The 12,618-nt window shown below is 51.8% G+C and carries 11 protein-coding genes; 8 read left to right on the top strand and 3 right to left on the bottom strand.

Annotation, left to right across the window (positions count from 1 at the left end; genetic code table 11):
- Window positions 1-9 precede the first annotated feature (9 nt).
- Window positions 10-330, top strand: a complete 321-nt coding sequence (locus BLS94_RS12080; protein ID WP_143021695.1) for a hypothetical protein — start codon at window positions 10-12, stop codon at window positions 328-330.
- 267 nt (window positions 331-597) lie between these two features.
- On the opposite strand, the gene BLS94_RS12075 is transcribed toward BLS94_RS12080, so the two are convergent.
- Window positions 598-927: a hypothetical protein gene (locus BLS94_RS12075; RefSeq protein ID WP_256325416.1), complete on the bottom strand. Its 330-nt coding sequence runs from the start codon at window positions 925-927 to the stop codon at window positions 598-600.
- Between the two features lie 428 nt (window positions 928-1,355).
- Here BLS94_RS12075 and BLS94_RS12070 point away from each other — a divergent pair, with 428 nt between their 5' ends.
- The 6 genes from BLS94_RS12070 (at window position 1,356) to BLS94_RS12045 (ending at window position 9,462) form a co-directional block, all read left to right on the top strand.
- Window positions 1,356-2,945, top strand: a complete 1,590-nt coding sequence (locus tag BLS94_RS12070; RefSeq protein WP_090961400.1) for a porin — start codon at window positions 1,356-1,358, stop codon at window positions 2,943-2,945.
- Between the two features lie 754 nt (window positions 2,946-3,699).
- Window positions 3,700-4,767 carry a cytochrome c oxidase subunit II gene (coxB, locus tag BLS94_RS12065; protein ID WP_090961397.1) on the top strand — a complete coding sequence of 356 codons (1,068 nt, stop codon included), beginning with the start codon at window positions 3,700-3,702 and terminating at the stop codon, window positions 4,765-4,767.
- 248 nt (window positions 4,768-5,015) lie between these two features.
- Entirely contained in the window at window positions 5,016-7,046 is a 2,031-nt protein-coding gene (gene ctaD / locus BLS94_RS12060; protein ID WP_090961394.1) for a cytochrome c oxidase subunit I, read from the top strand.
- Window positions 7,039-7,638, top strand: coding sequence for a cytochrome c oxidase subunit 3 (locus tag BLS94_RS12055; protein ID WP_090961392.1), 600 nt, complete (start codon window positions 7,039-7,041; stop codon window positions 7,636-7,638). The genes ctaD and BLS94_RS12055 overlap by 8 nt, the downstream gene beginning before the upstream one ends.
- Window positions 7,639-7,645: 7 nt before the next feature.
- A complete protein-coding gene (locus tag BLS94_RS12050) occupies window positions 7,646-8,104 on the top strand; it encodes a hypothetical protein (protein WP_256325415.1) in 459 nt (152 codons plus the stop codon).
- A gap of 5 nt (window positions 8,105-8,109) precedes the next feature.
- A complete protein-coding gene (locus BLS94_RS12045; protein WP_090961389.1) occupies window positions 8,110-9,462 on the top strand; it encodes a c-type cytochrome in 1,353 nt (450 codons plus the stop codon).
- 328 nt (window positions 9,463-9,790) lie between these two features.
- Here the strand turns inward: BLS94_RS12045 and BLS94_RS12040 are convergent, their stop codons facing one another.
- A complete protein-coding gene (locus BLS94_RS12040) occupies window positions 9,791-10,948 on the bottom strand; it encodes a sensor histidine kinase (protein ID WP_090961386.1) in 1,158 nt (385 codons plus the stop codon).
- Window positions 10,949-11,019: 71 nt separating this feature from the next.
- On the opposite strand from BLS94_RS12040, the gene BLS94_RS15345 reads away from it, so the two are divergent.
- Window positions 11,020-11,145: a hypothetical protein gene (locus BLS94_RS15345; RefSeq protein ID WP_256325414.1), complete on the top strand. Its 126-nt coding sequence runs from the start codon at window positions 11,020-11,022 to the stop codon at window positions 11,143-11,145.
- A 643-nt stretch (window positions 11,146-11,788) separates the two neighbouring features.
- Here BLS94_RS15345 and BLS94_RS14645 read toward each other — a convergent pair.
- Window positions 11,789-12,055 carry a hypothetical protein gene (locus BLS94_RS14645; protein ID WP_143021694.1) on the bottom strand — a complete coding sequence of 89 codons (267 nt, stop codon included), beginning with the start codon at window positions 12,053-12,055 and terminating at the stop codon, window positions 11,789-11,791.
- Between the last annotated feature and the right edge of the window lie 563 nt (window positions 12,056-12,618).

Below are 12,618 nucleotides of genomic sequence, written 5' to 3'. Positions count from 1 at the left end.
GCTGCTATCATGATTTTCCTTCCAATAGGCCCACTCCAGGCGCAGGCCGGCGGAGAGCCTCCCACCTCCCAAGACGAGAAAGGCAAGGTCATCTGTCAAGATATTCCCCCGTCGGGAAGCGGAAACTCGACATCCGCGAAGAACGCGCCTGATCAGGCAAGCGCAACAAGCAAGATATGTGAAGAACAGGCAGCCGCAAGTTGGGCTGCGCCTCCGAAGGAGAGCCTGTTAAGAAAAATTCTAAGGGTTCTCTACGGACCTAATACGCCCCCTGGACCCAATACCGACGTGGATACGAATATTTCAGCCGGAGGAGCGGCGGGAGGGTAATCTCCGGGTAAGTTTACAACTTGAAAAAAACGGAGCTGGATTGCCATGCTTGATGTAGGTTAATCAGGCATTACGAGGACGAGGGCTCGCGAAAACTCCGGTTAGAAATTGCTATTAAAGTCATGGGATGATTAGTTGGGGGGAATTCTCGGCACCGTCTCCCGTCTTGTTGCCTGTTCAATGCTCGAGCTACCGAGCAAAGCTGGCTGACAGCGAAAGCGCAAAATGCCACTGCCTGTCGCGGCAGCAGAACAGATTTCCATTATTTTATTTCTTCAGCGTCGTGACCTCGTCGACCTTATTGTCCTGATCGTATGAAACCTCGTATGCCATCTCGTCGCCGCTGAAGATTGCTTCCGTGGGCGTCCCGACAACCTCCCACAGCCCGAATGTGGCTACATCGGCAGCGCCATGAACTAGCGCCCTGCCAGCTTTTGCTCCCGTGCTGTAACCTTGAACGAACTTGAAAATTTCGTATTTCCTTCCACTTCGCGTTTCTGACACGGCAGGCGCGCCAAACTCACCAAGAAGCACGCTTCCAGGGGTTCCTACCCTGAACAAATCCACATTCTTCTTGCCTGGCTGATCAATCGCCATGAACACGGAACAACCTGAGCTAAAAAGCAGTATTGCCGTAAAAAGAAATCTTGCCAGATGATTGCATATCATGGTTTCAAATTCTCATGGCCGATCCGCGTTCTGCATTCGCCGATGACGACGATCGTATCAGGTAGATCTATCCGTGACGCGCTATACCCACCGCAACAGATAACCCCTTATGCATAGTGGTTTTGCATAACGCCTTGACTAACTCGTCAGTTCTATTTAATATTCCTCACGCTTTTTTCACATTCCCGTAACGTTTTTTTCATGGGCACAGTGTTACTTTTCAACTCAGGCATAAATCCTAACAACAGCATCAACTGAGCGATTCCCATCTGACGGAGATAGTTTTACAAATAAAACATGGACATTTTTTGAATCTTCAAGTCTTTGCCGTTCAACTTTGATATCGGGAGTAACTGATGAAGTTTCGCTTTCCCCTAAGTCTTTTGTCCTGCTGCCTGTTTCCAGCTTCTCTATATGCCCAGGCCATTGATCTGTATGTAGATACCAAGACCAAGCAGATCTATGCCGAACCAGGAGTCGATCGCGTCCGCATGGGCTCTTTCGAAAGAGTTTCAGATAAACCCGCAAAACCCGCCTCCAGCGCAGAAACGGGTCCATTACCTCCCGGTGTACAGATGGGCCCGGGAGCTGGCCAAGCCATTCCAATGGGGCCGGGGGCGACGGTAGCAGGCGTGAAAAAGCCGGAGGGCGGTTTTGGCTTCGCAAACTGGAAGGATAAAGATCCATTCAAATGGAACCTGAACGGCGATGGAAGCCAGTACATCAAATTTGGCCTTCTTAACCAGGTTCAGTTACGGTACGAACAGAATAATCCAGGCTCCTTGATACAAGACCAACCTGTGGACGATTCAACAGATATTGGTCTGCGCCGGACCCGTCTTGTCGTACAAGGACAGCTTACCGATAGGGTGTACTTTTACACCCAATACGGGATGAATAATCAAAACTTCCTGACTCAACAGAACGGTAATCGACACATCGCCGCTTATTTTCATGATGCCTTCGCTGAACTGCGGTTGACCGAGGGAAATCAAATGACCATAGGGGGGGGACTTGGCATGTTTAACGGCCTGTCCCGCTTCAGTGCGCCCAGCGTCAGCACCATCATGACACTGGATGTTCCGCTTCTTGCTCAATACACGACGGAACGGACATCCTCGTTCAACAGGCAATATGGCGTCTATCTTCGCGGTCAGATCAGCAAATTTCGCTACATGATAGCCGCGAATGATTCCTTTCCGATAACAACCGACGGAATAACGAATGACGGAGCCATCAACGCGTCGGTGGCCAATTTTGCCCAGGTTGGTCATAAGAAAAATTACACGGGGATGTTCTACTGGAATTTCTGGGACACGGAACCAAATACCAACCCCTACATGCAAGGAACCTATCTCGGCAAGAAGAGCATCCTGAATCTTGAAGCAGGTTTTGCCACACAGAAAGCCGCCATGTGGACGGGCACTTTGGATAATCCGCAGTTTCATGACATGACCCACTGGTCGGTTGCCGGTTACCTGGATGCACCGCTGGACAAGGAAAAGGAAACCGCCATATCCGCTTACGTTGGGTACTTCCACATGAACTACGGGCCCAATTATCTTCGCATGAATGGAAATGGCCAGAATTCGGCTAATGGATCAGGCCTTGGCGTCAGTAGAAACGGTCCCGGCAATACTTACCCAATGTTTGGCACGGGCGACATGTGGTACGCGCAGGCGGGATATCTGTTGCCTAAAAGCTTGCTTGGGTCAAATAATGGCCAACTGCAGGTCTACACGTCGATAACAAGCGCAGGCTGGGACGCACTCCATGATCAGATGAACGTGTTTAACGGTGGCGTCAACTGGCTGCTACACGGTCATAATAGTAAAATCACCTTTGATTACCAGAACAGGCCAATATTCCGCGCCAACTCTGCCGGCGATATCGTCAAAACTTCCAGCAGAGGACAGTTCGTATTGCAATATCAGGTCGCCTTCTAGCTACTCAATTTTTCCCTCCTTCACTCAGCCCCAAGTGCAGCCATGATGGTTCAGGCTCGCTTGGGGTCATCCTTTCCTTCTCCTGATATTCTTCCCGATACTTAAAAAGCAGACTCGACCTAGCGCTGCTCACTCATACCCGTAATTTTTACGCTGCTTAGAATAAAGACAAAGCACCCGCTCGTTTATTCTCCCACTTTGCCCTCGATTCTAAACTCACCTGAATCGGTCCTGCCAACCCCGCTTCTCTTCGCTTTTTGTTCTGATTCACTCGCTTGTAATAAGTTCAATAATCAAAAACTGCTTACTCACCCGTCCAGCTACCGGCTTCACGATTATGAATAGCAAAATTGAGTCGTGAGTGCGATGGCGAACAGAAACATTGCGTCCAGAGCGTAGCATTTAACCATTCTCCTCGGCTCGGCCGAAAGGTTGCAGCAAGACGACGAAATCAGCGATGGGGTCGCCTATCCAGACCACAAGATCAAACAGGACATTGCGAAATGAAGGGAAATGTCAGCGAACCTACCCGTCTCGATTCCCGCCAGCCATCGCTGGCACTGATGAGTACAACAGCCTATCCAGTAGGCACTACTTGATGAGCCGCAACGCATGTCTGCCAACTTCAGCTGCAATCTGACCACCCCGACGACTGGGCTGCCACACTGCTGGGAGCACACCGTCGGAGGTCCGTTCCCATAAGCCTTATAGCCATTAGCTGGAGAATGATCGTTTTTTGTTGCCTAGCCTGAAAATGAAAATTATCAAGTCAGGATTTTATTCTCATGCGGCCTTAAAACAGGCATCAGGCCTGGCTGCACGGCTGGCTGTGATATCCGCCACAGTGGTAATAATGACACCTGCGGCCGACGCAGCGGAGGCGCCGCTAAATTATTTCCTGCACAGTTATGGGCCCGCATCCAGGCCGACAATGTATCTCGGATGGGTGCTGGCCGGGCTATCGGTGCTGGTATTCCTCGTTATCACGCTACTGCTGCTGGGAGCTTTGCTCCGCAAACGTCCAGCCATGGACCCTCGCACAATTGGGCGCGAAGGCGAAGGGCTTCGATGGATATATATCGGAACGGGAATTTCCACCTGCATATTATTCGGCCTGGTTATTTACGCGATGATGGTGCTGAACGCGGTCGCCAAGCCGGCGCAAACCCCGACCGTTACGCTGACTGTTACGGGGCATGACTGGTGGTGGAAAATCGAATATGACCATGACGATCCTTCGCAACGCTTCATCACTGCTAACGAGCTGCATGTTCCTGTAGGCCAACCTGTCCTGATCAAGTTGAAAAGCGCCGATGTTATCCACGCCTTCTGGATACCGAAGCTCGCCGGAAAAACGCAGATGATCCCGGGACTGACGAATCAGCAATGGATCCAGGCTGATGTGCCCGGTGTATATACCGGGCAATGTGCCCAGTTTTGCGGCGCCGGTCATGCTCACATGGGTTTCGAAATCGTTGCGGAAAGTGCCGGCGATTTTAAAAAATGGCAGGATGCCCAGCGACAAACCATTTCGCTCGCACCGACGGCGAATGAAATGCCTGGCCACAAACTGTTCATGGATCGTTGCGCTGGCTGCCACACGGTTCGGGGAACCCATGCTTCCGGCCAGCATGCTCCCGATCTGACCCATTTGAACTCACGGCGTCGGCTTGCAGGAGGATTATTAACGAATACGCCTGAACATGTGATGAAGTGGGTTGTTAACGCACAACAACTCAAGCCGGGGTCACGCATGCCAAGCATGGTGTTATCAAAATCTGAAAAGTCCGCACTCGCGTTATTTTTGTCGAAACTGGATTAAACCTAAATCCGGTAGTTGGACGGGGTGAAGTGTACGGTTTTTGGTGTGCAGGGCAAGGCGCAACGATGCGGAATGGTCGTTCCATTCCAAGAAGTTGCAACGCAGCCATGTGCCGCAAAAACTGTGCAATTCTCCCCGTAGCGCCCTCACCCGGAAAGTGAGCGTCAAATAATATGAAATATTGTTATTAATCATAATGTTGATCTATCCAATGAGCGGTCAACTACCGGATTTAGGTTAAAATACTTATGGCTATCTCTGACTTGCCCCATAGCCCAGCGGATGGCCGCCGAAACGATCATCTTGGCGAGGATCGCCTGAGCCGCGTGCCGGACTTTGGCCGTGCACCGCTTGGTTCGGCCGCCGAAACGCACCTCGCCCATATCTGGGAAGCGGCCCCAGGCTGGCGCGGCTCGCTCTCAACGGTCGACCATAAGACGATCGGCCTCCGATATATCGTCACGGCATTTATTTTCCTTCTGATTGGCGGCATCGAGGCGCTGATCATGCGCTTGCAGCTCGCTGGACCAAGCCTTACGCTGCTGACGCCGGAACAATACAGCCAATTGTTCACGATGCACGGCGTGACGATGATCTTCTTGTATGCCTTGCCGATATTGTCCGGATTCTCCAACTATCTCTGGCCGCTGCTGCTGGGCTCGCGCGATATGGCATTTCCCCGTCTGAATGCGCTCTCTTACTGGATATTTTTATTTGCGGGCATATTCATGTATGCGAGCTTCCCCATCGGGCAGGCACCGAATGCCGGCTGGTTCAACTATGTTCCCTTTGCGGGACCCATCTATAACACCGGCCCCAATATCGATGTCTTCGCGCTCGGCATGGTGCTGCTGGGAATATCGACAACCGTCGGATCGATCAATTTTGTGGTTACGCTATTCCGGATGCGGGCGCCGGGCATGACAATCAATCGCGTACCCATTCTGGTCTGGGGCACGCTCACTGCATCCGTAGCCAATCTCCTGGTTATCCCCGCAGTCAGCCTCGCGTTTTTTCTTCTGTGGCTTGACCGTCAGGTGGGCACCTACTTCTTTGACGTGGCCAATGGCGGCAAGCCACTGCTGTGGCAGCATCTATTCTGGATCTTTGGCCATCCGTGGGTTTATGCAATTGTGCTTCCGGCGATGGGCATTGTTTCGGATGCATTACCCACGTTTTGCCGCCGCCCCCTGGTGGGTTACGCAGCCATGGCCCTTGCTACCATGGCGACCATGCTGATTGGATTCGAGGTATGGATTCACCACATGTTCGCTACTGGTTTGCCGACTGTCGCCCTATCAATTTTCGGTGCTGCCAGCATGGTGATTTCAATCCCGAGCTCGGTCGCCGTGTTTTCGTGGATTGCAACTATCTGGCTTGGAAGGCCGGTGTTCAAGACGCCATTTCTGTTTTTTGCCGGGTTTGTCATTCTGTTTGTGATCGGCGGCTTATCGGGTGTGATGACGGCAGCCGTATCGCTCGATTGGCAGCTTAACGACACCTACTTCATCGTCGCACACCTGCATTATGTGCTGCTGGGAATCAACGTATTTCCGGTCATAGGCGGCATCTATTACTGGTTCCCAAAATTCACCGGACGCATGATGGATGAGAAAATGGGTAAATGTAGCTTTTGGGTCATGTTCATCGGTTTCAATGTAGGGTTTTTTCCGATGCATATATCGGGTCTACTGGGCATGCCGCGCCGTATCTACACTTATTCATCGCGGATGGGATGGGATACAGTCAATATGATCACCTCCATCGGGTCTTTCGTATTTGCCGTTGGTGTCCTGATTTTTCTCGTAAATGTCGCGATCAGCCTTAAGCGTGGGGCTCGGGCAGGCGCAAACCCATGGGATGCCGCCACGCTGGAATGGTCCGTACCCTCGCCGCCCCCCGCCTATAACTTTGCCGTTATTCCCCTTGTCGGAAGCCGGCATCCGCTATGGGAGGATCGGCTTGACGAAACCCGGGAAAGCGGGAATCGCTCGAGCCTTGAAGAAGGCTACCTGCTGATGGAAGGCCGGGAAACGATTGGCACCTCTCCGATCGACGCAGCACCGGAGATCATCCTGAAGATGCCTGATGACTCCTATACGCCCTTCTTTGTCGGGCTGTTCGTTTCACTGGTGTTCGTTGGTATGCTGCTTCACTGGTGGAATTTCACCGGGCTGATGATTATATTGGCCATTGTCGCGCTTATCGTCTGGATGTGGCCCAGAAAAACGCTTGCTCAACGCTTGCCTGACGCACCACAGCGAGAAGCCCATGGTTAACGCCGATCAATTGCTGGCACAGCCACTACCCGTAGGGAGCAAGGGCAAACTATCGGGTGGGTGGTGGGGCGTTCTGGCGCTGATCGTGACGGAGGGATCGCTATTTGGATATCTGCTGTTTGCCTACTTCTATCTGGCATCTCAAGCCGAGCAGCATTGGCCACCGGCAGGTTTGCCTGATTTGCTCCTGCCCAGCATAAATACAGCGATTTTGCTTGTGAGCAGTGTCTGCGTTTGGGCAAGCGAACGCTGCATCCGGCAAAAACAAACCCAGTGGGCCATTGCGGCGATGGCGCTCGCAATCGTGCTGGGCGCCTGTTTTGTCGGAATTCAGCTCAACGAATGGGATAAAAAGACTTATGGAATGACTTCGGATCTGTATGGGTCGCTATATTTCACGATCACCGGATTTCATTTGCTTCACGTGGTCATCGGACTGGCCATCCTGTTGCTCCTGCTGGTATGGATATCGTTCAGCTACTTTAACGAGAAACGCCATGTCGCCATCACCATCGGGGGAGTTTATTGGCACTTTGTCGACGTTGTCTGGTTGTTCGTTTTCGCTACTTTGCACCTATTTCCTTACCTCTAAAATTCAAATGAGCTCTACCGGCAAACAGGACATAGCGAAAGAACATCGTGCTCCTCCTGATCGTTCGGTAAGTACATATAGAACATTGCTGGCACTTTTTGGTGCGCCTACCTCTTGGGTAGGCCAGATGTCTTTAAGCGAACCGCTTGCCGCCTATGCTTGCTATCCATATCAGGTTCCGCTCCCCGCCCCGTTGTGGGCCGACCTGTCGGTAATTCTGGCAATGATCAGCCTGATTTGTCTGGCGGGTGGCTTGCTTTCGGGATACGTTGCGTGGAATCTATGGCGACAAGCTAGCCCCCTGCCAGGCGTGACAGGAGCAGGAGAACACGCCTTCGAAGCAGATGGAGGACAGACACGATTTCTGGCAAGGCTGGGGACAATGTCGAGCTTCGTGTTTATCGTCGCAATTTTATTTACCGGGTGCGCTGTTTTATTGGTGCCACCTTGCAGCGCATGGATTTAACAGGGATGAAGATATCAGGAACGGCATTCAGGGATTGGATAAGCCGGGTTTTAGCTGCAGGTCGTTCATGGGTTGCATGGATTGCCCGGGTTGCCGTAGGGGGGATAATTGTGGCAAACGCCCAGGCTGCCGATCCCGAAACCATCGCCCTCGGCGAATATCTTGCGAAGGTGGCTGATTGCGCCGGTTGCCATACGGCCGGACCGCATCATCCGCCTTTTGTCGGCGGCTTACCGATCAATTCACCTTTCGGGGTTATTTATTCAACTAATATCACGCCAGATCCGGCCACCGGCATTGGTCAATACAGTTATGCTGATTTTAGCCGCGCCGTTCGCGAAGGCATCGCCAAGGACGGCAGACGCCTCTATCCGGCAATGCCTTATGCCTCGTTCGCGGCGATATCGGATAGCGATATACAGGCGTTATATGCCTACTTCATGAAAGGAGTGAAGGCGGTTCGTCACATGCCACCCCAGACCAGACTCGTTTTTCCTTTCAGCCAGCGCTGGGGCCTGATGTTCTGGAGCGCGGCATTTGCCAATCAGAAAACGTACCAGCCGCGCGCCGACCGCGATACGCAGTGGAATCGCGGCGCTTACCTGGTGCAATCATTGGGCCACTGCGGCGCCTGCCATACGCCGCGTGGCTTGGCTTTCCAGGAAAAAGCATACTCTGAATCATCGCCCGATTACTTGAGCGGCGCGGTGATAGATAACTGGTTTGCCGGGAACCTGACTGGAACGGATGCATCGGGTCTGGGCAGATGGTCCGAGTCGGAAATTTCCACATTCCTGGAAACAGGCCATAGCGGACATAGTGTCGCCTTCGGCAGTATGGTCACCGTTATCGAAAACAGCACCCAGCATTTACGTAAGGCTGATCTGGATGCCATTGCGCGCTATCTAAAATCCCTACCGGCGAAGAAGGGAAAGACGTCCTACAAACCACCCGCCATGCAAGGCCAGTTCGTCCTGACCGGAACCGTTGCGAGCAAATTTGAACGTCCCGGCGCGGGCCTCTACTCAGGGTTTTGCGCCAAATGCCATCGAGATAATGGCACAGGCAAGTCACCGCAAATTCCACGGCTCGGCGGTAGCGCGATGGTTCTCTCCGAAAACGCATCCTCCCTCGTTCGCCTCATGCTGGAAGGAGGAAAAGCGCCGCTAACGAAAAATGGGCCGAAACCGAAAAAGATGCCGGCTTATGAAAAAAAGTTTTCTGACCGCGAGATAGCGGACGTCCTTACCTTCGTACGCAATAGCTGGGGGAATGCAGCACCCGCAGTGACACCGCGCGATGTATCCTTATTGCGAAAAGCGCTGCGCGACGATCGACTCCCACAATCCGCACCGTGACGGGGTTCCATCGCTTTTTCGATGGACGCAACGAGGATAAGTTGGTGATACGAGCGCAGGAAATCGATTGCTGTAATTGCTTATCCAATGATCATTTGGTCCTCCCACGGATTAAAGATGCTGTGATAGACGATCAATCAAAAATCAGATCGGTATCTATTGAGAGGATTGTGGGAGGTTTAAACTTGCTATCACTAGGGCTAGCCCTAAAGAAAGATAGGTGCGGACAGACCCTTCCTACCTTTCATGCAACCACCGGGAGTAAAAAAGACTTCAAGCCTGAAGTCGAAAAGTTATTCAACTTTACGTCTGACTCTGCTATGCAGGATCACTCCCGTTTTCCCTCGAGTGTTGGGGCATGTTGATAGGGCCTTGCATCCGCTGGCATGCTTATCAGGAAAGTTGTTCCACGCTGTTCTGCACTATCAACTTCAATACTTCCGCCATGGCTTTCCGCAACACTGCGGACGTACGGCAGGCCTATGCCCCAGCCGTCCCTGTTCCCCTCTTTTGCAGCGGCTGCTCTTTGGAATACCTGGAATAGGCTTTCGATCTGTTCCGGAGGAATGGGCTCTCCTTCGTTATGCACGGTCAGCATCACACGCCCATGCACCGGATCAATTTTGATCCTTACAGGAGCGTCAGGAGTGCCATATTTAAGGGCATTGCCAAGAAGGTTTTCCATTACCCTTTTGACGGCCTCCCGGTCCCACCAGACTCTGGCCGATTGGGCAATGAGTTGAAAACGCGGTCCATGCGCGAAGGTGAATTGTTCACACACTTCCTTCGCAAGCTCCTGCATGTCGAATTCCTCGAGACGAAGTTTTAGCCGTTCTCCGCTCTGGAATTTGGCAGCATCGAGCAAATCCTGAATCATTCCATCCATACGCTTGAGGCTTGCAACAATTTGTCCCGCAAATTCCTTTATCCTGTCGGGATCTGATGACCGTTCAATCAATTGGGCAGCAAGTTTTGCATTTGATAATGGGTTTCTCAGATCATGCGTCAGGGCGGCCATGAATCTTTCGCGCAGTGCTAATTGCGCAAGAGCGAAAGCATTTACGGCCTCACGCACTGATCCATCGATGGAAGCATTGATCCGATAAATTTCGTTGTCGTTAAGCTGAACATCATTCGCCTTTAAAACATCAAAGATCGTCCATCGCAGTATTTGATATTCAAATATGACTGAATGGACGTTGTAGTTCGTCAGCCTCGCGCGCTCGCCGCCATGCTCACTCGCTACCGTGTTGCTTTCATTACCTGTTGCCCTAGGGTAGCCCGGTGTAATCGCTTCTGCGATGTTGTCGTATAGGGACGGGAAGGTATTGATCAGGATCGGGTGGGGCAGCTGCTCAGCTTCCTTGAGGGATTGCCGAACCCTTTCTGCCCATTCCCAAAGGACATCATCCCGGAGCTCCAGCATTCTTCTGGCAGTTGGAGAAAGCCTATGGGGATCGAGATTCTGGTCGGTTGCTAAAGTCATAAATGATTGCTCTTGTCTGTAGGGATTTAAAAAACAGCATCTGACAGGTAAGGTCTTTCAAGGGCTGTCTTATGTCGTTTCCAAATGTGCAATTCGAGGTGTGGCCGCTGCGGCTGCCATGTCTGCCTGTGGATATCAAGGGGAAACAAATTGGGCTTTACCACGTGCTGGATCAGGGGTACGGGGTGGGTGACTGATGGAACGGCGCGCATTTTAGCGTCCCGTCACGGGCTTGGTCTAGGAGATTGTGAGATTGCCAAGGACATTCGTGAGCCGGCGCGCGATGCTTCTGCAAAAGAAAATGTTCTCCCAATAGTATGGCACTTACTTTATCTGGTAGTGGGCGACATTCAGTGTAGGTAAATCAGCCATAAGGTTCCTGTAATGAAAATACCGCGCCGAGCCCTGGCCTTGAAATTCGCAGCCGGCGCAAGTAAAGGGAATGAAGTGTTTACAGCAAACCTAATTCCATTTTTACCCCTTGCCCCTTCCAATAAACGGTCTTTTTGTGGAGATATAAACAAAAGGGCCGAAGGTAACTTCTGCTTTCCATCTGTTGAGCCAAGGTTCCCCAGCTGTTTGCTCCGCCTATCGGGAGCAGATCAATGGGCTAAATATCGACCTTTTATCGCATCTTATTCTCGGTTTGACACTCAAGGAGACCAACTAAACTCAGTCAACTCTTAAGGTCCAAAAAGTGATCAAGTGCCCCAGAGAGGAAATAAAAAACATTAACAAAAACGAAAGGAAGAGCTGGGAAAACGCAGCAACCTCCAGCGTCAACGCTTCGGGAAGCGTCGAGCACATCATTACCGACACAGAAGTAGGGACATTTGGTATTCAAGACGAGAATCTCAAGAATGCCACCCGCCGCCTGGATTTCGTGCATTGATCCTTCAGCGCACAGTCACCACAGGCCTTTGTGGTGTAATCCTTCTTCTGCGCGGTCAATGAAACGCTGGATCGGGTCAAGGTTGCGCCGGCCGGGCAGCGCCAGCTGTCCGTTTTGGCATCGTAGGCGAACTCATCGCGGCTAAAGTGTACCTTGCCGCGCTTGTTGACGATCCTTGGCCGCGGCACGATGGCCGTAATGCGCTCTGCTCGCATTGGCTGCCTTGTTCCCCATTTGAATAACCGGAATCTGCAACGACTGTCGCACTCCTGACTGCAGGAGTGCGTGGTCCAAACTGTATGAGCTAGCAAAAAGTATTAATCTGATTTCCCGGGCGCGACAAGCTTTAAGCAGCTTTCCGATATTTCCCATCTCAAACCCGCTTCGGCTGGTCTTTTGTTTTGCTGGTCTTTTGTTTTATTGGCTCCTTTTTAGCCTTGTTCTTTTTCTACTTTGACCTGTTTCAAATACACTCTGCCCTTGGCGCCCGTTGGTACAAATGTAGGCGCCTTTAATCAAGAGGGACCAATATTCGTGGCAATAAGGTAAGGAAGGCGCCATTTCTCGAGTAGTAGGCGACTTTCTTTCCCTCCGGTGTTGGTGTTGCCGCACCCAGCCCATCGATTTACTGTTCGCGCGAAAATTGCTTAGGAGCCCCTCTTCTATTCTGCTTTACAAAAGATTGAACCGCCCCGGGTTTTGAGGAGGCTCCAACATCTGAGAGAAATGGTATGGACGCCTCCCACCCGTGAGGAATGGTAGGGAAGGATGGGGCTTT

It is taken from the genome of Nitrosospira sp. Nsp18 (assembly GCF_900103145.1).
Taxonomy (GTDB): domain Bacteria; phylum Pseudomonadota; class Gammaproteobacteria; order Burkholderiales; family Nitrosomonadaceae; genus Nitrosospira.
This window is presented reverse-complemented; position numbering and strand designations above follow the sequence as displayed.